The sequence below is a fragment of the Kitasatospora sp. NPDC088134 genome (genome assembly GCF_044741705.1).
Lineage (GTDB): Bacteria > Actinomycetota > Actinomycetes > Streptomycetales > Streptomycetaceae > Kitasatospora.
This window is the reverse complement of the sequence record NZ_JBIUTD010000002.1, coordinates 330865-352065: the sequence shown is the minus strand read 5'-3', so window position 1 is coordinate 352065 and position 21201 is coordinate 330865. Positions and strand designations below refer to the sequence as shown.

Here is a 21201-nt window from a genome sequence, read left to right as displayed (position 1 = left end):
CGGAGGTCTGAGTTCTTGCGTCGGGGGTCACCCGATACCAGATTCTGACATACCCGCGACCTGAAACATCAGGCCGGGATGGCAGTATCCGGTGTTCGACCACCGTTGTCCGGACGTTCCCGCTGCCGTCGGGCCGCGTCCGACCCCCGCCGTGACCAGGCGCGCAGACCCGCGCGCGCGGGCGGGGCGCACCACCTCTCCCACAGGAGCTCCCCGATGACGTCCGCCGCCCGCCGACCGATACTCCACCGCCGACCGAGCGCCGCCGCGGCCGTCGCCGCGACCGCCGCCCTGCTGCTGTCCGCCTGCGGCAGCGGGGACGGCGCCTCCTCCACTGCCAAGGCCCCGGAGCCGGGCGCAAACCTGAACACGCTGCTGCCGGACACCCTGCAGCGCTCGAAGGTGCTGCGGATCGGGGCCGACCTGTCGTACGCGCCGATCGGCTTCAAGGCGGCGGGCGGCCGGCCGGACGGCTTGGACGTGGACCTGGCGCAGGCGCTGGGCCAGGCACTGGGGGTGCAGGTGCAGTTCGTCGACGTGCCGTTCGACAAGCTGATGCGGGGCCTGCAGGCGAGCCAGTTCGACGTGGTGATGTCCGGCATGACCGACAACGCGCAGCGCCGGGACGGCGCCGACGACGAGGGCCAGAAGTCGGGGCCCGGCGTGGACTTCGTGGACTACTTCATCACCGGCAGCTCGATCGTGGTGGCCCAGGGCAACCCGCAGAAGATCGGTTCGCTGGACGACCTGTGCGGCCGGACGGTGGCGCTGCAGAAGGGCACCATCCAGGCGACGCTGGCCGAGCGGCAGAACCAGGCCTGCGAGAAGGTCCACAAGAAGCTGACGGTGCGCACCACCGCGACGGACGACGAGGCGCTGGCGCTGGTCGCCCAGGGCAAGGCGGCGGCGGACCTGAGCGACTCGCCGGTGGCGGCGCTGGCCGCCAAGGAGGGCCGCGACGGGGCGCGGTTCCAGCTGGCGGGCGACCAGCTGTCGCAGGCGCCGTACGGGATCGCGGTGCTGAAGCGGGACACCGCGCTGCGGGATGCGCTGGTGCGGGCGCTCGACCGGGTGATCCGCAGCGGTGACTACGAGAAGGTGCTGGCGAAGTGGGGGCTGTCGGCGGGGGCGGCGCAGAACGCGGTCGTGAACGGCGGGTTCTGAGCCGGTCGCGGGTCGGCCCGGACTGCGTGCATACTTATGCATCATGTGACATGGCCCGGGGAATGGTCCGAATAGCGGACACATGATGCTCCTGTTATCCGATTTTGATCTGTCGCGGGGCCCGTTCACCCGGGCGCGGTGGCAGGATTCCCCACACATCGGCTCCACCTGTCACCTCGGCGGAGGGTGGCGAGCACCGACCCCGCTGTACCGCACCGCTCCCCCCGGCGGCGCGACCACCCGTCCGACTCCTCAGGAGGAGATCCCCCTCATGACCGCTCGTACCCAGCGCACCCGGCTGATCGCCGCCGCTGCCACCCTCGCGGCCGGCACCCTGCTCCTCACCGCCTGCGGCAGCAACACCGGCAGCTCGGGGTCCACCGGCACGGCGGGCGGCAACGCGACCCAGCAGATCTCGGCGGCCGCCGCCGACCCGGCCCTGGCCGCCCTGGTCCCGGCCGAGGTCAAGTCCGCCGGCAAGCTCGTGGTGGCGGCCGACGCCTCCTACGCGCCCAACGAGTTCAAGGACGAGAAGGGCGACATCGTCGGCATGGACGTCGACCTGGCCAAGGCCGTCGCCCAGAAGCTCGGCCTGACCGCGGACGTCCAGAACGCCGACTTCACCTCGATCATCCCGGGCATCTCGTCCAACAAGTACCAGCTCGGCATGAGCTCCTTCACCGACACCAAGGAGCGCGAGAAGACCGTCGACATGGTCACCTACTTCACCGCCGGCTCCGCCGCCGCCGTGAAGAAGGGCAACCCGGACAAGATCAACCTGGACGACCTGTGCGGCAAGAAGGTCGCCGTGCAGACCGGCACCACCCAGGCCGACGAGGTCAAGGACACCCGGAACCCGGACTGCACCAAGGCCGGCAAGCCGACCATCCCGAACGACGGCGACAAGTTCACCCTGCAGACCGACGTCACCGGCGCCCTGGTGGCCGGCCGCGACCAGGTCATGCTGGCCGACTCCCCGGTCATCGACTACGCGCTCAAGCAGACCGGCGGCCAGCTGGAGAAGATCGGCTCCACCTACGACAGCGCCCCCTACGGCATCGTCGTCGCCAAGGGCAGCGGCCTGACCAAGGCCGTCCAGGGCGCGATCACCGCGCTGATCGCCGACGGCACCTACAAGCAGATCCTCGACAAGTGGGGCGTGGCCGCCGGCGCCGTCACCACCTCCGAGATCAACGCCGCCAAGAGCTGACCCTCCGCCACCCGAACCCCTGACGAGGTAATCACGTGAACAAGACCGACCAGGGGTCGGTGACACCGGGACGGCCCGAGGCCATCAAGGCCGTCCCGGTACGCCACCCCGGACGCTGGGTGGGCGTGGCCGTCATCGCGGTGCTCGTCGCGATGCTGGTGCACGCCCTGCTCACCAATCAGGCGATCAAGTGGGACGTCGTCGGCAACACCCTGACCGACCCCACCATCGTCCACGGCATCTGGGTCACCCTGGAGCTGACCGCGCTGTCCATGCTGATGGGCGTGGTCGGCGGCGTGCTGCTGGCCATCATGCGGCTCTCCGGCAACCCGGTGCTCTCCGGCGCCGCCTGGGTGTACATCTGGGTCTTCCGCGGCACCCCCGTGCTGGTGCAGTTGGTCTTCTGGAACAGCATCGGCGCGCTCTGGCCGAAGCTGTCGCTCGGCATCCCGTTCGGCCCGTCGTTCTGGTCCGAGAGCTCCAACACCCTGATCCCGGTGTTCACCGCGGCCCTGCTCGGCCTCGGCCTGAACGAGGCCGCCTACATGGCGGAGATCGTCCGCTCCGGCATCCAGTCGGTGGACGAGGGCCAGACCGAGGCCGCGCACGCGCTCGGCATGTCCAAGGCCGCCACCATGCGCCGGATCGTGCTGCCGCAGGCGATGCGGGTGATCATCCCGCCGACCGGCAACGAGACCATCTCGATGCTGAAGACCAGCTCCCTGGTGCAGGTGATCGCGCTGGTCGAGCTGTTCACGGCCGGCCACGACATCTACGCCCGCACCTTCCAGACCATCCCGGTGCTGATCGCCGTCTCGATGTACTACCTGCTGATGACCTCGATCCTGACCGTCGGCCAGTACTACATCGAGCGCCACTATGCCCGCGGCGCCAACCGGGCCCTGCCGCCCACCCCGGTCGACCGGCTGCGCACGCTGCTGGCCGGCCGCACCCCGGCGAAGCCCTCGCCGCAGGACGGAGGGACCCCGTCATGACCGACCTGTCCAAGCCCCAGGCGGCCCCCGGCCGCCCGATGGTCCGGGCCGAGAGCGTCCACAAGTCCTACGGCCTCGTCGAGGTGCTCAAGGGCATCGACCTGGAGGTGCAGCAGGGCGAGGTGTTCTGCCTGGTCGGCCCGTCCGGCTCCGGCAAGTCCACCTTCCTGCGCTGCATCAACCACCTGGAGAAGGTCAACGCCGGGCGGCTGTACGTGGACGGCGAACTCGTCGGCTACCGGCAGAAGGGCGACCGACTGTACGAGCTGAAGGACCGCGAGGTCGCGCTCAAGCGCCAGGACATCGGCATGGTGTTCCAGCGCTTCAACCTGTTCCCGCACATGACCGCGCTGGAGAACGTCGTCGAGGCGCCGGTGCAGGTCAAGAAGGAGAGCAGGAGCGCGGCCAAGGAGCGGGCGATGGCCCTGCTGGAGCGGGTCGGCCTGGCCGACAAGTCCGGCAACTACCCGTCCCAGCTCTCCGGCGGCCAGCAGCAGCGGGTCGCCATCGCCCGGGCGCTGGCCATGAAGCCCAAGCTGATGCTGTTCGACGAGCCCACCTCGGCGCTCGACCCCGAACTGGTCGGCGAGGTGCTGGACGTCATGCGCGGCCTGGCCGAGGAGGGCATGACGATGATCGTGGTCACCCACGAGATGGGCTTCGCCCGCGAGGTCGGCGACGCGCTGGTGTTCATGGACGGCGGCGTGGTGGTCGAGTCCGGCCACCCGCGCGAGGTGCTCACCAACCCGCAGCACGAGCGGACCAGGGCCTTCCTGTCCAAGGTGCTCTGACCCGCCCGCACCCCCGGTGCCCGCCCCGCGCCCCCGGCGCGCGGCGGGCACCGCCGTTTCCGGCCCCGGCTGTAATACCCTGGAGTCATTCGACCCGTTACATCCGTTCGGAAGGAACCCCGTGGAGCTCTCCTCGTACGCCGACTTCGCCGTCCGGCTGGTCAACAGCGAGGAACCCGCCCGCGGCACCGACGAACTGACCTCGGCGGACGCCGTCCGGGCCCTGTTCGGGGTACCGTCCCGGGCCGCCGCGCTCGCCGACGGGTCCGACCTGCCCCGGCTGCGCGCCGTCCGCACCCGGCTGCGCGGCGTCTTCGAGGCCGCCGACGCGGGCGAGGACGTCCGGGCGGTCGACCTGCTGAACAGCCTGATGGTGGAGTACCCCGTCAGCCCGCTGGTCTCCGGCCACGACGACCTGGACGACACCGGCCGCCCGAACTGGCACCTCCACCTGGCCGACAACGCGCCCACCGCCGCCGCCAACTACGCGGCCGTCGCCTGCATGGGCCTGGCCATCCACCTCACCGAACTCGGCGTCGACCGGCTCGGCATCTGCCAGGCCGCCCCCTGCCGCAACGCCTACCTGGACACCTCCACCAACCGCTCCCGGCGCTACTGCTCGGACCGCTGCGCCACCCGGGCCAACGTGGCCGCCTACCGGGCCCGCAAGCGCCAGGAGGCCCAGCGCGCCGCCGCGGAGGCGGTCGGCGCCGGAGCCTGACGCCCCGTCACCGCACGGCCCGTCAGAGCTCCTCGGCGAACGGCGCGACCACGCCCAGCCGCCCGGCCAGCCGCCCCGGCCGCCCGCGCAGCGCCCGCTCCAGCCGCCGCCCCGGGGCCAGCCAGGCCGGCCGGGGGGCCAGCCGCAGCAGCACCCGGCCGAGCACCAACTCGTCCGGCACCGCGCCGTATTCACGGCTGTCGGTGCGTACCAGCGGATTGTCGGACAGCATCCACCACCCGCCCGGACGGCGCCCGACCGCCCGCTTCACCACCAGCAGGTCCGGCCGCCGCGGGTGCCGGAACAGCACGATCGCGCCGGGCCGCAGCGGCGCGCCGTACCGCACCAGCACCCGGTCTCCGTCGGAGAGCAGCCGGCGCATCGACGGGCCGGCGACGTCGACGACGCCGAGCGGTGTCCCATATCGCACGATTCGGACTCCTTCTTTTGCCCTAGGCCCCCGGGGCGGCCGCGAATTCGGCCGGGCGTCGGGGTAATCTCGGGCGCGGGAAGACGATCTAAGGAAGGACCACCATGTTCTCTCGTCTGTTTGCTCCGCGAGTCACCGCCCACGCCCACTGCGACCTGCCCTGCGGTGTCTACGACCCGGCCCAGGCCCGCATCGAGGCCGAGTCGGTGAAGGCCACTCAGGAGAAGTACCAGGCCAACGAGGACGCCGAGTTCCGCGCGCGCGCCATCGTCATCAAGGAGGAGCGCGCCGAGCTGGTCAAGCACCACCTCTCGGTCCTGCACACCGACTACTTCAAGGCCCCGCACTTCGAGGCCTACCCCGGCCTGCACGACCTCTTCAACCGCGCGGGCAAGGCCGCCTCGGCCGCCAAGGCGTCCACCGACCCGGCGACCGGCCAGGCCCTGCTCGACCTGATCGCCGAGATCGACGCGATCTTCTGGGAGACCAAGAAGGCCTGACGCCCTCTCCCCCGGCCCCACCCGGAACACCCGGCCACCACCCCGCCCGACGGGGCCCGGCGGCCGGGTGTTCCGCATTCCCGCCGCAGGCATCCTGGAGCGGTCGCGCCGCGAACGGCCCGCCCGGCCCCGTCCGCCCGGCGGCGGGCCGTTTTCCGCGGTCCGGTGCCGGGCATAAAGACCGTTCCGGAGGGAGGGGGGAGATGAGTACGCTCGATCGTATGATCCGCACCGCAACCCCCGCCGACGTCCCCTTCGTCCACGCCATGATCCGCGAACTCGCGGAGTACGAGCGGGCCCTGCACGAGGCCCGGGCCACCGAGGAGCAGCTGCACGACGCGCTGTTCGGCGAGCACCCGGCGCTGTTCGGCCTGATCGCCGAGTCCGACGGCGCCGAGGACGCCGGCGAGCCGGTCGGCTTCGCGCTCTGGTTCCGGAACTTCTCGACCTGGCGCGGCACCCACGGCATCTACCTGGAAGACCTCTACGTCCGTCCGGAGAAGCGCGGCGGCGGCCACGGCAAGGCGCTGCTGACCGAGCTGGCCCGGATCTGCGTGGAGCGCGGCTACCACCGGCTGGAGTGGTCGGTGCTGGACTGGAACGAACCGTCGATCGGTTTCTACAAGTCGCTCGGCGCGGTGCCGATGGACGAGTGGACGGTCTTCCGGCTGACCGACGGCGCGCTCGCCGAACTGGGCTCCACGCCCCGTTGAGCGCGTCCCCGTTCGAACGGTGATCCCTCGTTCCCGTGACGGTGGTACGAGATCACGACAGACCGGCCCCGGGCGCGGTAACGTCTCGGGGCACAAGGCAGTTGAACCGAGCCAGTGGTGTTGGCAGGGCCTTCCCCGGCCGCAAGCACCGTGCGTCACCCAGGAGGTGAGGGTGTCCCAGATCGACGGCGAGCCCGGAGTGAAGGACTTCGTTGAGGTCCGCCTGCCCGCGGCGGGCGCCTACCTCTCGGTGCTGCGGACGGCGACGGCCGGCCTCGCGGCCCGGCTGGACTTCACCCTGGACGAGATCGAGGATCTCCGCATCGCGGTGGACGAGGCCTGCGCGATCCTGCTCCAACAGGCCGTTCCCGGCTCGATCCTGAGCTGCGAGTTCCGGCTGGTGGGCGATGCGCTGCGGGTGACGGTCTCCGCCCCGACCACCGACGGCCGCGCCCCCGAGCGGGACACCTTCGCCTGGACGGTGCTGTCCGCGCTGGCCGGCGAGGTGGACTCGACGGTGGCCTCGGACAACACGGTCACCATCAGCCTGCACAAGAAGCGCGGCGGGTCGCCGGGCCAGCCGTAGCCAGTGACGTGTTCTCGGAACGGAACGGGTGATCGCCGTGAGTGATCTGGACCGCACAGCCGTCGTACCGCCGCAGGCCAGTGCTGCCCGCACCGCCGCCCCTGAAGAAGCCCTCGTGAAGGACTCCCACCGGATGACCCAGCCGACCGAACCGAAGCCCGAGCGGCCCGAGCCGTCGCCCGCGGCCGAGACCGCCGCGGACGACGCCCCGGTCGCCGCCGCCGAGGCGGTCCGCTCGACCGTCCCGGCGCAGGGGCACCGCAGCGGCGCCCCGGACCGCGAGGCGGCCCGGGCGCTGTTCGTGCGGCTGTCCGAGCTGCCGGAGGGGTCGACGGAGCGGGTGGAGATCCGCAACCAGCTGGTCCGGATGCACATCCCGCTGGTCGAGCACCTGGCCCGCCGGTTCCGCAACCGCGGCGAGCCGCTGGACGACCTGACTCAGGTCGCCACCATCGGTCTGATCAAGTCGGTGGACCGGTTCGACCACGAGCGGGGCGTGGAGTTCTCCACGTACGCGACGCCGACCATCGTGGGCGAGATCAAGCGGCACTTCCGGGACAAGGGCTGGGCGGTGCGGGTGCCGCGCCGGCTGCAGGAGCTGCGGCTGTCGCTGACCACGGCGACCAGCGAGCTGTCCCAGCGGCACGGCCGGTCGCCGACAGTGCACGAGCTGGCCGAGCACCTGGGCATCTCGGAGGAGGACGTGCTGGAGGGCCTGGAGTCCGCCAACGCGTACTCCACGCTCTCGCTGGACGTCCCGGACAGCGACGACGAGTCGCCGGCCGTGGCGGACACCCTGGGGGCCACCGACGAGGCCCTGGAGGGCGTCGAGTACCGCGAGTCGCTGAAGCCGCTGCTGGCCCAACTGCCGCCCCGGGAGCAGAAGATCCTGGTGCTGCGGTTCTTCCGGAACATGACCCAGTCGCAGATCGCGGCCGAGGTCGGCATCTCGCAGATGCACGTCTCCCGGCTGCTCGCCCGCACCCTCGCGCAGCTGCGCGAGAAGCTGCTGGTCGAGGAGTAGGCCGCCGCACGGCGCCGAACGCCGCAGGGCCCGCCCCCGGGATCGGGGAGCGGGCCCTGCGGCGTTCGCGCGGGCGGAGGGGGCTACCGCTGCTGCTCGCCGTCGCCGTAGAGGACGGCGGTGACCCGGGGGTTGAGCAGCGCCACGATGCCGGCCAGCCCGAGGACGGCGACCGCGACGGCGGCGACCGTCATCGCCCCGCCGGACTGCCACATGTAGTACGCGACGGGCAAGCAGATCGAGTGGGTGAGCACGGCGGGGCTGCGGCCCCAGCGCTGCCGGCGCAGCAGCGCCCGGCCGGCCAGCAGCGGCAGCAGGCCCATCAGCAGCAGCACGGCGCCGCCCAGCTCGGCGCGGCCGAAGTCGGCGTCCTCGCCGAGGAAGCCGGCGACCAGGTCGTAGAGGCCCCAGCCGGCCATGGCCGCGCCCTCCAGCGCGGTGATGCCCGCGCCGACGAGCAGCGGGACGGGCCGGTCGGCGGCGGGGGCGGCGGTGGCGGATTCAGCGGTCACCGGGCCAGGGTAACGGTCGTCCCGCGCGGGCCGGGTCGTAGGCTGATCACCATGCGCGCTCTCCTGGTCGTGAACCCGAAGGCGACCACCACCAGTGGCCGGACCCGGGACGTGCTGATCCACGCCCTGCGGAGCGATCTGAAGCTGGACGTGGCCGAGACCCAGTACCGGGGCCACGCCGGCGACCTGGCCCGGCAGGCGGCCGAGGACGGCTCGGTGGACCTGGTGGTGGCACTGGGGGGCGACGGCACCGTCAACGAGGTCGTGAACGGCCTGCTGGCGCACGGGCCGGGCGAGCGGGTGCCGCGGCTGGCGGTGGTCCCCGGCGGGTCGACCAACGTGTTCGCCCGCGCGCTGGGCCTGCCGAACGACCCGGTGGAGGCGACCGGCGCCCTGCTGGACGCGCTGGCGCACCGGCGGGAGCGGGCGATCGGCCTGGGCAAGGCGCTGACCGACGGGCTGCCGGACCGCTGGTTCACCTTCACCGCGGGCCTGGGCTTCGACGCGGGCGTGGTCGGCCGGGTGGAGCGCCGGCGCCGGGCGGGGCGCAGGTCCACGCACGCGCTCTACGTCGTGGAGGCGCTCCGGCATTACGTCACGGAGCGTGAACACCGCCGTTCGGGGCCGATCTCCCTGGAGATCAACGGTCGGGACCCGGTGCCGGGCATGGTGATGGCCATAGTGTCGAACACTTCGCCGTGGACCTTTCTGGGTTCCCGGCCGGTCCTTCCCTCGCCCTCGGCGTCCTTCGAAACCGATCTGGACATCTTCGGAATCACTCGAATGACCGCGTTCCGAACCGCCCGAACGGTCCGTCAGATTCTGCGTCCGCTGCCCCCGGCGGAGGACGGCGCGCGCCCGGACGGCCCGGCGGGGAAGCATCTCGTCACCTATCACGACGTTCGGCACTTCACCTTGGTTTCACAGGAACCGGCCCCGTTTCAGGTCGACGGGGACCACCTTGGAGACAGGAGTCGCGTCAGTTTCACAGGCGTACGACGGGCACTGCGTGTGATTGTGTGACCAGAAGGGGTGCATCGCCTTGCTCTCGAACGTTCGAACCCCTTCACTCCATAGAAGTACTGCCTGTGAGGTAGGCGACACCGAAGAATCAAAAATTTCTTGCCGAAGGGGGTTGTATCCGGCTCCGAGGTTTGCGAACCTCTACATGGCGATCGGGACACACCGCAGCGGGACATCGCGGGAGAGTCCCTCGAATCGCCGAACCCCTCTCAGCACAGACCGCCCGGGCCCGATGGGCCTTAGGTCCCTTTTGCTGTTGCGGGATTCGTGAAAGCGTTCACATTCACAAGCCATTCGAGTGAGTCGCGGGCTCCCGCCCGTCGACCGGAGGAGTTGGACGACCATGGACTGGCGCCACCGCGCTGTCTGCCGCGAAGAGGACCCGGAGCTGTTCTTCCCGATCGGGAACACCGGCCCCGCTCTGCTGCAGATCGAGGAAGCCAAGGCCGTGTGCCGCCGCTGTCCCGTCATGGAGCAGTGCCTGCAGTGGGCGCTCGAGACCGGCCAGGACGCCGGCGTCTGGGGCGGCATGAGCGAGGACGAGCGCCGCGCGATGAAGCGCCGGGCTGCCCGCAACCGCGCCCGCACCGCCTGACACACCGTCAGAAGCCTTACGGATCAACCCACGATCAAGGGTTCGGCCGCGCTGGTCGGCCGAGCCTTCCCGAACGGGCCCGCTCCCATCCGCGGGACCGACGACGCGAGCCGCTCAGGCACTTGATACTGTTCACACAGAGCAATATCGTTGCCCTGTGGCGCTCACCGTGTGCAATGCACGGGGCGTGCGTCGCGCCACTCCAGAGCCCCCGTTCCGGCCGACTCCCCCCGACGGCCGGACCGGGTTGAGAGGCCCTGCCGACCCACCCCCCCCCCGGTCGGCAGGGCCTCGTTTCTGTCTCCGGGCCCTGCCGCGTCCGACGCCGGTCGGCGCACGGCCGATCGGCGCACAGCCGATCAGCACACGGCCGGTCAGCGCACGGGGATCTCCAGCACCACCTTGGTGCCGCCGCCGGGGACGGCCACCATGTCAAAGGTGCCGCCGAGTTCGCCGGTGGCCAGGGTGCGGACGATCTGCAGGCCGAGGTTGCCGGCCTGCTGCGGGTCGAAGCCCTCGGGCATGCCGCGGCCGTTGTCCTGGACGGTGATCAGCAGGTACTCCTCCGGCTTCACGCCGTTGTTCCAGCTGTCCGACCAGCCCTTGCCGCCGACCGGCGCGCGGCCGCGCAGCGCGCCGACCTCCAGGCTGCCGGAGGCGCTCGGGCCGAACGCGTGCTCCAGGGCGTTCTGGGTCAGTTCGGTGAGGATCATCGCCAGCGGGGTCGCCACCTCGGCGGCGAGGATGCCGAAGGAGCCGCTGCGGCGGGTCGCCACCCGGCCGTCCTGGGAGAGTTCCATCACCATCGCCAGCACCCGGTCGGCGATCTCGTCGAAGGCGACCTGCTCGTCCAGGGCCTGCGAGAGCGTCTCGTGCACGATGGCGATCGAGCCGACCCGGCGGACCGCCTCGTCCAGGGCGGCCCGGCCGGCCTCGGAGTCCATCCGGCGGGACTGCAGCCGCAGCAGCGCGGCGACCGTCTGCAGGTTGTTCTTGACCCGGTGGTGGATCTCCCGGATGGTGGCGTCCTTGGTCATCAACTCGCGGTCGCGCCGCCGCAGTTCGGTGACGTCCCGGCAGAGCACCAGGGAGCCGGTGGGGGTGCCCTTGGGCTTGAGCGGGATGGTCCGCAGGGTGACCACGCCGCCCTGCGCCTCGACCTCGGTCTGCCGGGGCGCCCAGCCGCTGGCCATCTTGACCAGCGCCTCGTGCACCTTGCTCCGGCTGGGCGGCACCAACTCGGCGGTGCTCTTCCCGAGGTGACTGCCCACCAGGTCGGTGGTGAGTCCGAGCCGGTGGTAGGCGGAGAGCGCGTTCGGGCTGGCGTACGTCACCACGCCCTCGGCGTCCAGCCGGATCAGGCCGTCGCCGACCCGGGGGGCGGCGTCCATGTCGGCCTGTTCGGCGCCGGGGAAGGGGAAGGCGCCGGCGGCGATCATCTGGGCCAGGTCGGAGGCGCTCTGCAGGTAGGTCAGCTCCAGCCGACTCGGGGTGCGCACCGTCAGCAGGTTGGTGTTGCGGGCGATCACGCCGAGCACCTTGCCCTCCCGTCGCACCGGGATGGACTCCACCCGCACCGGCACCTCCTCCCGCCACTCCGGGTCGCCCTCGCGGACGATCCGCCCCTCGTCGTAGGCGGCGTCCAGCAGCGGCCGGCGGCCGCGCGGGACGAGGTGGCCGACCATGTCGTCCTGGTAGGAGGTGGGGCCGGTGTTGGGCCGCATCTGGGCCACCGAGACGTACCGGATGCCGTCCCAGGTGGGGATCCACAGCACCAGGTCGGCGAAGGAGAGGTCGGAGAGCAGCTGCCACTCCGAGACCAGCAGATGCAGCCACTCCACGTCGGCACCGGTGAGGGTGGTGTGGCGGCGGACGAGTTCGTTCAGCGAGGGCACACCGTGAGCGTATCGCCGACCGCCCGGGGCGGCGTTGTCCAGACCAATTGCCGGCGGGCTCTGGACAACCCAGATTGGTCTAGTCCACAATGGTCATGCACCAAGGAGACGTCCTCCGCGCATCTGCCCTGACCGCGCGAGGCACCTCCGCGGTCGGAGGCGTCGTTCGAGGGCCCCGCACAGCTCTCGGACGGTCCCCGCCTCCGGCATACAGCTCCGGGCTGCGGTGCCGCACAGGTTGAGGGTCCTGTGTCGGCGCCGTGGCCCGTAGTGTTTTCCGGGCCCGGCCCGCCGACGAAGAGGAGCCGCCCCCGCGAGGTCTCGCGGGGGCGGCTCCGTCGTGCGGGCGGCGCGTCAGTGGGTCTCGGTGACCTTGGCGAGCGCGCGGGGGGCGTCCGGGTCCTGGCCGCGGGCGATGGTGACCTCGTAGGCCAGCAGCTGGAGCGGGAGGATCTCCAGGATCGGCTGCACCTCCTCGGGCACCCCGGCCGGCAGCGCGAAGCCGGCGCTGGCGGCGTCGACCTGGTCCTGCTGGCCCACCACCACGAGGTCCGCGCCGCGGCCGCGCAGGCGGTCCAGGACGGGCTGCAGGGCCTCGCCGCCCTTGCCGTCCGGGACGATCGCGATCACCGGGGAGACGTTGTCGACCATGGCCAGCGGGCCGTGCAGCAGGTCGGCGCCGGAGAACGGGGAGGCCGGGATGTAGGTGGTCTCCATCAGCTTCAGCGCTGCCTCGCGGGCGGTCGGGTAGCCGTAGCCGCGCGAGGTGATGACCAGGCGCTGGGCGAACCGGTACCGCTCGGCGAGCGCCTTGACCTCGGCCTGGCGGGCCAGGATGCCGGCCGCCAGCCCGGGCAGCTCCTTGGCGGCCGCGCCGTCGCCGCCGCGCAGGCCCTCGACGAACAGGTACAGCGCCAGCAGCTCGGCGGTGTAGGTCTTGGTGGCGGGCAGCGCCTTCTCCGGCCCGGCCAGCACGTCGATGTGGAACTCGGAGACCTCGGCCAGCGGCGAGGCGGCGTTGTTGGTGACCGCCAGGGTGATCGCGCCGGCCTCGCGGGCCGCCTTGGTGGAGGCCACCAGGTCGGGCGAGCCGCCGGACTGGCTGACCGTGATCACCAGGCAGTCGGTGAGGTCGGGCTTCGCGCCGTACGCGGTGGTGGTGGACATCGAGGTGAGGCCGGCCGGCTTGCCCAGCAGGACCTCGATCAGGTACTTGGCGTACAGCGCCGCGTTGTCGGAGGTGCCGCGGGCGGTGAGCAGCACGAAGCGCGGGTTGCGGGCGGCGATCTGCGCGGCGATCTCACGGATCGCCGGCGCGCCCTCGTCGAGGATGCGCTGCAGGACGGCCGGCTGCTCGGCCATCTCCGCCGACATGATCCTGCCGGGTACGGAAACAGTCTGCGGGTCGGACATCGGGGTGTGCCTCCGTGGAGAGATGGTTCTACCCCGTGGGGCGGTCGCCCGACGGGGTACCTCTGGAACGGCGGCGAGTCCGCACCCTCGCTGCGGGGAACTGCGTGGAACTGTTCCGTGCCGATCCTACGTGCGACCGGGCCCCGCGGCACACTCCATGACGGTGCGCCGGGGCCCGGTCCCACCCTTCGGGACGGATCAGCTGGGGTTGTTGATCAGCTGGTTCATCTGGGCGTCGGCGGCCTTGGTGGCCTCGTCGACGCTGGTGCCCTTGAAGATCGAGTCCAGCATGGTGACCAGGACGTTCTGCTTCTCCACCGCGCCCCAGCCGGGGGCGACCGGGGTGAACCAGGCGTCGGGGACGGCGTTGGCCGCGGCGGCGGTGGCCGGCTTGTTCTTCAGCGGCTCCAGCTGGCTCAGGTTGTTGGGCAGGATGTCCTTGTCGGCGAGCACCTGCTGGGACTTGGCGCTGGTGAACATCCGGACCCAGTCGGTGGCGATCGCGGCGCTCTGCGACTTGGCGGTGACGGCCAGGTCGGAGCCGCCGATGAAGGAGGGCAGCGGCTTGCCGTTCGGGCCGGGCATGCCGACGATCCGCAGCGAGTCCTTGAGCGCCGGAGTGCCGGTGATCGGGGCGATGGCGTTGCCCAGCTCCCAGCCGTTGGCGTACATCAGGGCGCTCTTCTCGCGGCCGACCACGGTGGCCTGGTCGGTCTCCTTGACCAGCAGGTTGCCGCTCTTGTTGTACTTCTTCACCAGGTCGGCGAAGTGCTGGAGGCCCTGCTGGGCCTTGGGCTCGTGCAGGGTGCCGTGCCAGGTGCCGGTGTCGTCGAACTTGGCGATCGACCCGCCGTAGGCGGTGACGTAGGACATCGCGGCGTACCAGTACTCGCCGGGCAGGTAGAGCGGGGAGAAGCCGGCGTTGCCCTTGTTCCTGGCGGCCAGCTTGTCGAGGGCGGTGAGGAGTTCGTCCTCGGTGCGCGGCATCTCGCCGGAGCCGGTGGCGTCCTGGAACATCTTCGCGTTGTAGATGCCGACCCGGGCGCCCGCGTAGTAGGGGACGCAGAACAGCTTCTGGTTGTAGGTGCAGGTGTCGGAGAGGCCCTTGATCCAGTTGTCGGCGTTGTCGAAGGTGTTGCGCTTCAGCTCGGCCAGGTTGCCGTTGACCATGTACTTCATGGTCTCGGTGTTGCCGAGCTCGACCACGTCGGGGGCCTGGTTGGTGGTGAGGGCCTGGTCCAGTTCGGCGACCTTGTTGTCCCAGTTGTGGTAGCTGAGCTTCAGCTCGACCTTGGGGTACTTCGCCGCGAACTGGTCGTTGACCTGCTGGACCAGTTCGGGCCAGCTCTTGCCGGCGTCCTCCATCAGCCAGACGGTGACGGTTCCCGTCATGGCCTTGGTGTCGGCGCCCGCCGCCGCGGGCGAGGGTCCGCCGGACGAGCAGCCCGCGGCGGTGGCCAGCAGGGCGGCGGTGCCGAGCGCGGTCAGGACCTGACGCTTCACGCGTTCCTCCGGATTGGAGCAGGGGAGGTCTGCGTGTGGTACAGACCAGATTTCCGAATCCTGGCCTAGACCAATTTTCGACGTCAACGCGTGTGCGGTTTCGCACCCTCCCCGTTGTCAACCCGTTGCCTCGCCCGCCCTGATCACGTCAAGTAACGGCGCGGCCACGGCGGGAGGGTCGCACTTTAGGTTCACTTAATGTCACCCATCGTGATCGGAAATGCATTACCGGGGCCAGGGAGGGGGGAATGACGCGGAATGCCCCCGCCCGCGCCCCGCGGCGGCGGCCCCGACCGAGCCCTCACGAACGACCTGCGCCGCCCCTGACCCGGCGGCCGCCCAGGGGCTGCCGCCGAGGCGCGGCAGGCCGCCGGGCGAGGCGCCGCACGGGGCGGCGGCGGGCCGGAAATCCGGTCGGCCGAACAGGAACCGCGGCCTGGGCGGGGTCGGCGGGCCCGCGGAAATCCGGGAGCGGCCGCCGTACGGGAGGTTCGGAAATGCGGCGGGAAATCGGTCGGCGGCGGCCGGGAATTCGGGGTGAACGCCGATAGCGGGGCCGACCGGGGCGGGCCGCCCGCCGGGGCCGCGCCGACCCGCGCGAGCACACCGGGCAGCACGCCGGACGCCGCACCGGACCACCCCTCGATCCGCCGGACCGCACCCGGGTGGGGTTGACATGGCCGCGAAGAGGTGCAGACCCCTCTTTCGGCCCGCCCCCGCGGCCCCGACGGATTGTCCGCTTGGATACCGATTAATCCCCGGGTTGGTCCAGTCCAACACGGCCGAGTCAAGCGTTGATAACGGCTTGCGCAGAGCCTCTTCGAGACCTTGACGCCCCTCATTGGTCCATGCCAATCTCCAGGCGTTGGTCTAAACCAATGGTCTACTCCACCTCACGGATCGGCCCGCCGGCCCCGGCAGTTCGTGTCCGTGTCATCCGGTGACGTTCCCCACATGCGGCACAGCGCAGCTCCAGGGCCAGTCGGCCCGGCAGCCCCGGTGCCCGCCCTTGCTCATCCCTCTGGAGGATGGTTTGAACCGCAAGATCGCAGCCGTGGCCGCTATCGCCACTGTGCTCGTCGCCTCGGCTTGCTCCTCGTCCGGCTCCTCGTCCGAGACGAAGCAGGCCACGCTGAGCAAGGACGGCAAGGGCAAGAAGATCACCGTCTGGCTGATGGACGACGCCCAGAAGGGCTGGCCCGAGGTCCTCGACGCGGCGAAGAAGGAGTTCACCGCGCAGACCGGCGCCGAGGTGGACGTCCAGTGGCAGACCTGGACCAACTACACCACCAAGCTCGACACCGCGCTGCTCTCCGGCAACGCCCCCGACGCCCTGGAGGTCGGCAACACCCAGGCCGCCAAGTACATCGAGGCCGGCTCCTTCGTCGACCTGACCTCGGTCAAGGGCCAGTTCGACAACTCGGACAAGTGGCTGGACTCGCTGGCCGCCTCCGGCCAGTCCGGTGACGGCACCAAGACCTACGCCGTCCCCTACTACGCCGGTGCCCGCGTCCTGATCTACCGCAAGGACCTCTTCGCCGCCGCCGGGGTCGCCCAGGCCCCGACCACCCTGGAGGAGCTGAAGGCCGCCCTGACCAAGGTCAAGGCCGCCAACGCCTCCGTCCCCGGCTTCTCCGCCCTGTACCTGCCGGGCAAGAACTGGTACTCCGCGGTCTCCTTCGGCGCCGGCGGCTTCGGCGTCAAGGGCGTCATCGCCAAGAAGGACGGCGGCAAGTGGGCCGGCACCCTGTCGGACCCGAAGTTCGTCGAGGGCATCAACACCTGGAACGACCTGCAGAAGAACTTCTCGACCGGTGGCACCACCGTCGACGAGTCCACCCAGGACGCGCTGATGGCCAAGGGCAACATCGCCGCCATCATCGGCAACGGCTGGGAGCTCGGCTCGGTCGTCGACCCGAAGACCGGTGACCCGTCCCTGAAGGACAAGCTCGCCACCATCGCCCTCCCGGGCGCGGCGGCCGGCCAGCCCACCCCGGCCTTCCTCGGCGGCTCCGACCTGGCCGTCCCGGCCAAGGCCGCCAACGCGGGCCTGGGCGCGACCTTCCTGCAGATCTACACCAACACCGCGCAGCAGACCGCGCTCGCCAAGCACGCCATCCCGAACGCCAAGAACCTGGTCGCCGCCTACAAGGCCGCCGACCCGGCGAACAAGGCGACCGGTGACGCGGCCGAGGGCCAGACCTGGTTCATCCCGAACTCGCCGCAGTGGTCCGGCGCCGACGAGACCGCGCTGCAGAACGCGTTCTCCGCGATCGCCGGTGGCGGCGACGTCGCGGCCGAGCTGAAGAAGGCCCAGGAGACGCTGGTCAAGGACCTGAACGGCTGACCCAGCAGATCCCAGGTCGGCCCGGAAGTCCCCGGACTTCCGGGCGGACCACCGCACTGAGCGCCAGACAAGGGGGTGGGCAGTCCGCGAACGCGCGGACTGCCCACCCGCGCGCGCCAGGACCGATCAGAATCGCGGGCCCGGGAAGGACCCTGATGAGTGTGACCACCAACGAGACCGTGCGCCGGTCCGAGACCTCGGGGCCCGCCCCGGTGGAGAAGCCGCAGCGGCGCGGATTCTTCGCAGCCGGCCTGTACATCCCCTACGTCCTCCTGCTGCCCGCCGTCGTCGCACTGGTGGGCGTTCTGGCGTACCCGCTGTACAGCCTGTTCGACCTGTCCTTCAAGAACGTCAACCGGTACGCCTACCTGGTGAACCCGTCGCTCTCGAAGTACATCGGCTTCGACGGCTACACCAAGATCTTCACGGACGACCAGTTCTGGGAGGTCATCCTCAGGTCGATCTGGTTCACCGCCGAGCTGGTCGTCCTGTCGATGGTGCTGGGCATGCTGATCGCCCTGCTCCTGAACCGGGTCTCCACCTGGGTCAAGATCACCATCATCACGGTGCTGATGTTCGTCTGGGCGATCCCCGCGCTGGTCACCGGCCAGGTGTTCCGCTGGCTGTTCTCCTCCAACGGCGGCGTGGTCGATTACCTGATCTTCGAGATCACCGGTGACGAGTCCTGGAAGCACTACGACTGGTTCGCCGACCCCACCGTCGGCCTGTACGTGGTCGCCGCCGCCGTCGTCATCTGGGGCGCGCTGCCGTTCCTGGTGCTCGGCCTGAACGCCGCCCTCACCCAGGTGCCGAAGGAGCTGATGGAGGCCGCGAAGCTGGACGGCGCCAGCCCCTTCCAGGCGTTCCGCCACGTCACCATCCCGGTGATCCGCCCGTTCCTGATGATCAGCACCGCCCTGAGCTTCATCTGGGACTTCCAGGTCTTCGTGCAGATCTTCTCGCTGCGCAACACCTCGCCCGAGCCCGGGTACTGGACGATCGGCACCTACCTGTACGAGAAGGGCATCGTCGCCTCGAAGTACAGCGACAGCTCGGTGATCTCGCTCGTGATGATCCTGATGATGCTGGCCGTCCTCGTCTTCTACATCCGGCAGATGCTCAAGATCGGAGCCAACGAACGATGAGCGCGGACAGCATTGGCGTCAAGCCGGCTCCGGTTCCCGTCCCCGCCCCCGGGCGCGCCCCGCTGAAGACCCGCCGGGTCCGCAAGACCGGCGAGAACCGGGTCATGACCTGGGTGTGGAACGCCGTCGGCCTGGCGATCGCCGCCGTGATGGGCTTCCCGATCTACTGGATGGTCATCACCACCTTCAAGACCAACAAGGACCTGATCGCCCAGGACCCGACGTTCTGGCCGAGCTCGTTCTCGTTCGACAGCTACACCACGATCTTCGACGACGACCAGTTCCTGCCCTCGCTGCAGAACACCGTGGTGATCACCCTCGGCTCGGTCGTGCTCGGCCTGGTGGTCGGCTTCCTCGCCGCCGTCGCGGTGGCCCGGTTCAACTTCCGCGGCCGGAACTTCTTCATCGTCACGATGCTGGTGGTCCAGATGGTGCCGCTGCTGGCGATCATCGTCCCGCTGTTCGTGGTGATGAACGGCGCCGGCCTGACCGGCAGCGCGTTCGGCGTGATCCTGGCCTACCTGGTCTTCACCGTGCCGTACGTGATCTGGACGCTGCGCTCCTTCATCGTGAACATCCCGACCGAGCTGGACGAGGCCGCGATGGTCGACGGCTGCACCCAGTGGGGCGCGTTCTTCCGCGTCATCCTGCCGCTCACCCTGCCCGGCCTGATCACCACCGGCGTCTACACCTGGATCCAGGCCTGGAACGAGTTCATCGTCGCCAACACCCTGCTGTCCACGGGCGGCCAGCGGACCGCGATGGGCTGGCTGACGTTCTACTCCACCACCCCCACCCGCGGCGCGGACTACGGTGCGCAGATGGCCGGCGGCCTGCTGGTCTCGCTGCCCGTGATCGTCCTGTTCGTGATCTTCCAGAAGAAGGTGTCGGCGGGCCTCACCGCCGGTGCGGTCAAGGGCTAGTCCCCTTCCTCGCTCCTCACTGCACCTGAAGCACCTCCACCCCCCAGGGAAGGAACCATGGCGATGCCCGGTACGGAAAGCGCCGATCTCCTCCGCGACGCCGGAGCGGTCCTGCAGCCCGGCTTCGCCGGTCTGACCGCGCCCGAGTGGCTGCGCCGCAGAGTGGGCGGCGGCGAGCTGGGCGGCGTCGCCCTGTTCGGCCGCAACATCCGCACCCCGCAGCAGGTCGCCGCGCTGACCTCGGAGCTGTACGCGCTCAACCCGGACCTGCTGGTCGCCACCGACGAGGAGGGCGGCGACGTCACCCGGCTCGAAGTGGTCAGCGGCTCCTCCTACCCGGGCAACCTGGCGCTCGGCGAGGTCGACGACACCGAGCTCACCGAGCGGGTCGCCCGCGCCATCGGGTTCGACCTGGCCGCCGTCGGCGTGAACCTCAACTACGCGCCCGACGCGGACGTCAACTCCAACCCGGACAACCCGGTGATCGGCGTCCGGTCCTTCGGCGGCGACGGCGAGCTCGCCGCCCGGCACACCGCCGCCTACGTCCGCGGCCTGCAGTCGGCGGGCGTCGCGGCCTGCGCCAAGCACTTCCCCGGGCACGGCGACACCGCGGGCGACTCGCACCTCGGGCTGCCCCGGATCGACCTCGCCCCGGACCGGTTCGCCGAGCACCTGCTGCCCTTCAAGGCCGCCATCGCGGCGGGCGCGAAAAGCATCATGACCGCGCACATCCTGTTCGACGCCTACGACGCCCAGCTGCCCGCGACCATGTCGCAGCGCATCCTGACCGGCCTGCTCCGCGAGGAACTGGGCTTCGACGGGCTGATCGTCACCGACGGCATCGAGATGGGCGCGATCTCCGGCACCCACGGCGTCGCGGCCGGCTCGGTCCGGGCCGTCGCGGCCGGTGCCGACACCATCTGCGTCGGCGGCGGCCTGCACGACGAGGACGCCTTCGTCTACCTGCGCGACGCGCTGGTCTGGGCGGTCCGCGAGGGCCGGCTGTCCGCGGACCGCCTGCACGAGGCCGCCGAGCGCAACCGGGGCCTGGCCCGCTGGTCCGCCGAGCGGCGCGCCGCGCTGGCCGGGCAGCGGGCCGAGGTGGGCGTCGGCCTGGCCGCCGCCCGCCGGGCGCTGCGGGTCACCGGCGCGCTCCGCCCGCTCGGCGGCGTCCCGCACGTGGTCGAGTTCTCCCCGGGCGCGAACATCGCGGCCGGCGACGAGACCCCGTGGGGCGTGGCCGGGCCGCTGGCCGAGCTGGTGCCCGGCACCACCTCCAGCCGGGTCTCCCCGCCGGCGACCGTCACCGAGGGCTCCGGCCTGCTGCAGGTGACGGTCGCCGCCGAGGACGCCGTGATCGACACCGCCCCGCTGCTGGGCGCCGCGGTCGGCCGCCCGCTGGTCCTGGTGGTGCGCGACGTGCACCGGCACCGCTGGATGCGCCGGGCCGCGCTCGACCTGGTCGGGCACCGGCCGGACGCGGTGCTGGTGGAGATCGGCACCGCGCACGGGACGGCCGAGCTGTTCGCCCCGCACGGGGTGACCACCCTCGCCACCTACGGCGGCTCGCGGGTCTGCGCGGTCGCCGCGGCCGAGGCCCTGGCGGGGCTGGCCGTCACGGCGCCGCAGGCCGGCTGATCCGGACGCTCGGGAACGGGCCCGGGACGGGCGCGGAGCGCCCGTCCCGGGCCCGTTGCGCACCGGTTTGCGG

At 70.9% G+C, this 21201-nt stretch carries 20 protein-coding genes; 15 read left to right on the top strand and 5 right to left on the bottom strand.

The window, feature by feature from the left end; genetic code table 11:
- Positions 1 to 216: 216 nt before the first annotated feature.
- From ACIOHG_RS05155 to ACIOHG_RS05135, 5 genes are all read left to right on the top strand, one after another.
- The gene (locus tag ACIOHG_RS05155) at positions 217 to 1164 is read left to right on the top strand and encodes an ABC transporter substrate-binding protein (protein WP_400945429.1); all 948 of its coding nucleotides are present in this window, start codon (positions 217 to 219) and stop codon (positions 1162 to 1164) included.
- 271 nt (positions 1165 to 1435) lie between these two features.
- Entirely contained in the window at positions 1436 to 2374 is a 939-nt protein-coding gene (locus ACIOHG_RS05150; protein ID WP_400945426.1) for an ABC transporter substrate-binding protein, read from the top strand.
- A 35-nt stretch (positions 2375 to 2409) separates the two neighbouring features.
- Positions 2410 to 3369 carry an amino acid ABC transporter permease gene (locus ACIOHG_RS05145; protein WP_400945424.1) on the top strand — a complete coding sequence of 320 codons (960 nt, stop codon included), beginning with the start codon at positions 2410 to 2412 and terminating at the stop codon, positions 3367 to 3369.
- The gene (locus ACIOHG_RS05140; RefSeq protein ID WP_400945422.1) at positions 3366 to 4160 is read left to right on the top strand and encodes an amino acid ABC transporter ATP-binding protein; all 795 of its coding nucleotides are present in this window, start codon (positions 3366 to 3368) and stop codon (positions 4158 to 4160) included. The genes ACIOHG_RS05145 and ACIOHG_RS05140 overlap by 4 nt, the downstream gene beginning before the upstream one ends.
- Before the next feature lie 121 nt (positions 4161 to 4281).
- Positions 4282 to 4881 carry a CGNR zinc finger domain-containing protein gene (locus tag ACIOHG_RS05135; RefSeq protein WP_400945420.1) on the top strand — a complete coding sequence of 200 codons (600 nt, stop codon included), beginning with the start codon at positions 4282 to 4284 and terminating at the stop codon, positions 4879 to 4881.
- 22 nt (positions 4882 to 4903) lie between these two features.
- Here ACIOHG_RS05135 and sodX read toward each other — a convergent pair whose 3' ends face one another.
- Complete coding sequence (gene sodX, locus ACIOHG_RS05130) at positions 4904 to 5311, bottom strand: nickel-type superoxide dismutase maturation protease (RefSeq protein WP_400945418.1); 408 nt, start codon at positions 5309 to 5311, stop codon at positions 4904 to 4906.
- A 104-nt stretch (positions 5312 to 5415) separates the two neighbouring features.
- Here sodX and sodN point away from each other — a divergent pair, with 104 nt between their 5' ends.
- The 4 genes from sodN (at position 5416) to ACIOHG_RS05110 (ending at position 8134) form a co-directional block, all read left to right on the top strand.
- Complete coding sequence (gene sodN, locus ACIOHG_RS05125) at positions 5416 to 5811, top strand: superoxide dismutase, Ni (protein ID WP_030457790.1); 396 nt, start codon at positions 5416 to 5418, stop codon at positions 5809 to 5811.
- A gap of 221 nt (positions 5812 to 6032) precedes the next feature.
- Entirely contained in the window at positions 6033 to 6524 is a 492-nt protein-coding gene (locus ACIOHG_RS05120) for a GNAT family N-acetyltransferase (protein ID WP_400945416.1), read from the top strand.
- 172 nt (positions 6525 to 6696) lie between these two features.
- The gene (locus ACIOHG_RS05115; RefSeq protein WP_400945414.1) at positions 6697 to 7110 is read left to right on the top strand and encodes an anti-sigma regulatory factor; all 414 of its coding nucleotides are present in this window, start codon (positions 6697 to 6699) and stop codon (positions 7108 to 7110) included.
- 37 nt (positions 7111 to 7147) lie between these two features.
- Positions 7148 to 8134, top strand: a complete 987-nt coding sequence (locus ACIOHG_RS05110; protein WP_400945412.1) for an RNA polymerase sigma factor SigF — start codon at positions 7148 to 7150, stop codon at positions 8132 to 8134.
- Positions 8135 to 8217: 83 nt separating this feature from the next.
- Here the strand turns inward: ACIOHG_RS05110 and ACIOHG_RS05105 are convergent, their stop codons facing one another.
- The gene (locus ACIOHG_RS05105; protein ID WP_400945410.1) at positions 8218 to 8646 is read right to left on the bottom strand and encodes a hypothetical protein; all 429 of its coding nucleotides are present in this window, start codon (positions 8644 to 8646) and stop codon (positions 8218 to 8220) included.
- A 51-nt stretch (positions 8647 to 8697) separates the two neighbouring features.
- On the opposite strand from ACIOHG_RS05105, the gene ACIOHG_RS05100 reads away from it, so the two are divergent.
- Positions 8698 to 9669 carry a diacylglycerol/lipid kinase family protein gene (locus tag ACIOHG_RS05100; protein WP_400945408.1) on the top strand — a complete coding sequence of 324 codons (972 nt, stop codon included), beginning with the start codon at positions 8698 to 8700 and terminating at the stop codon, positions 9667 to 9669.
- Positions 9670 to 10012: 343 nt separating this feature from the next.
- Positions 10013 to 10264, top strand: a complete 252-nt coding sequence (locus ACIOHG_RS05095) for a WhiB family transcriptional regulator (RefSeq protein WP_014138019.1) — start codon at positions 10013 to 10015, stop codon at positions 10262 to 10264.
- A 374-nt stretch (positions 10265 to 10638) separates the two neighbouring features.
- Here ACIOHG_RS05095 and ACIOHG_RS05090 read toward each other — a convergent pair whose 3' ends face one another.
- The 3 genes from ACIOHG_RS05090 to ACIOHG_RS05080 form a co-directional block, all read right to left on the bottom strand.
- Complete coding sequence (locus ACIOHG_RS05090) at positions 10639 to 12150, bottom strand: sensor histidine kinase (protein ID WP_400945762.1); 1512 nt, start codon at positions 12148 to 12150, stop codon at positions 10639 to 10641.
- Between the two features lie 363 nt (positions 12151 to 12513).
- Positions 12514 to 13572: an SIS domain-containing protein gene (locus ACIOHG_RS05085; RefSeq protein ID WP_400945406.1), complete on the bottom strand. Its 1059-nt coding sequence runs from the start codon at positions 13570 to 13572 to the stop codon at positions 12514 to 12516.
- 198 nt (positions 13573 to 13770) lie between these two features.
- On the bottom strand, positions 13771 to 15075 hold the full coding sequence (locus ACIOHG_RS05080) for an extracellular solute-binding protein (RefSeq protein WP_400945404.1): 1305 nt from the start codon (positions 15073 to 15075) through the stop codon (positions 13771 to 13773).
- Between the two features lie 1054 nt (positions 15076 to 16129).
- On the opposite strand from ACIOHG_RS05080, the gene ACIOHG_RS05075 reads away from it, so the two are divergent.
- From ACIOHG_RS05075 to ACIOHG_RS05060, 4 genes are all read left to right on the top strand, one after another.
- The gene (locus ACIOHG_RS05075) at positions 16130 to 17422 is read left to right on the top strand and encodes an extracellular solute-binding protein (RefSeq protein ID WP_400945402.1); all 1293 of its coding nucleotides are present in this window, start codon (positions 16130 to 16132) and stop codon (positions 17420 to 17422) included.
- Positions 17423 to 17577: 155 nt separating this feature from the next.
- Positions 17578 to 18567, top strand: a complete 990-nt coding sequence (locus tag ACIOHG_RS05070) for a carbohydrate ABC transporter permease (RefSeq protein ID WP_400945400.1) — start codon at positions 17578 to 17580, stop codon at positions 18565 to 18567.
- Positions 18564 to 19490, top strand: a complete 927-nt coding sequence (locus ACIOHG_RS05065; RefSeq protein WP_400945398.1) for a carbohydrate ABC transporter permease — start codon at positions 18564 to 18566, stop codon at positions 19488 to 19490. Before ACIOHG_RS05070 ends, ACIOHG_RS05065 begins: the two co-directional genes overlap by 4 nt.
- A gap of 63 nt (positions 19491 to 19553) precedes the next feature.
- Positions 19554 to 21128 carry a glycoside hydrolase family 3 protein gene (locus tag ACIOHG_RS05060; protein ID WP_400945396.1) on the top strand — a complete coding sequence of 525 codons (1575 nt, stop codon included), beginning with the start codon at positions 19554 to 19556 and terminating at the stop codon, positions 21126 to 21128.
- Positions 21129 to 21201 lie beyond the last annotated feature (73 nt).

Excerpts from the sequence above, each read along its gene's own strand:
- ACIOHG_RS05155 (WP_400945429.1), top strand. The coding sequence starts at position 217 with ATGACGTCCGCCGCCCGCCGACCGATACTCCACCGCCGACCGAGCGCC.
- ACIOHG_RS05150 (WP_400945426.1), top strand. The coding sequence starts at position 1,436 with ATGACCGCTCGTACCCAGCGCACCCGGCTGATCGCCGCCGCTGCCACC.
- ACIOHG_RS05140 (WP_400945422.1), top strand. The coding sequence starts at position 3,366 with ATGACCGACCTGTCCAAGCCCCAGGCGGCCCCCGGCCGCCCGATGGTC.
- sodN (WP_030457790.1), top strand. The coding sequence starts at position 5,416 with ATGTTCTCTCGTCTGTTTGCTCCGCGAGTCACCGCCCACGCCCACTGC.
- ACIOHG_RS05120 (WP_400945416.1), top strand. The coding sequence starts at position 6,033 with ATGATCCGCACCGCAACCCCCGCCGACGTCCCCTTCGTCCACGCCATG.
- ACIOHG_RS05100 (WP_400945408.1), top strand. The coding sequence starts at position 8,698 with ATGCGCGCTCTCCTGGTCGTGAACCCGAAGGCGACCACCACCAGTGGC.
- ACIOHG_RS05095 (WP_014138019.1), top strand. The coding sequence starts at position 10,013 with ATGGACTGGCGCCACCGCGCTGTCTGCCGCGAAGAGGACCCGGAGCTG.
- ACIOHG_RS05085 (WP_400945406.1), bottom strand. The coding sequence starts at position 13,572 with ATGTCCGACCCGCAGACTGTTTCCGTACCCGGCAGGATCATGTCGGCG.
- ACIOHG_RS05070 (WP_400945400.1), top strand. The coding sequence starts at position 17,578 with ATGAGTGTGACCACCAACGAGACCGTGCGCCGGTCCGAGACCTCGGGG.
- ACIOHG_RS05065 (WP_400945398.1), top strand. The coding sequence starts at position 18,564 with ATGAGCGCGGACAGCATTGGCGTCAAGCCGGCTCCGGTTCCCGTCCCC.
- ACIOHG_RS05060 (WP_400945396.1), top strand. The coding sequence starts at position 19,554 with ATGCCCGGTACGGAAAGCGCCGATCTCCTCCGCGACGCCGGAGCGGTC.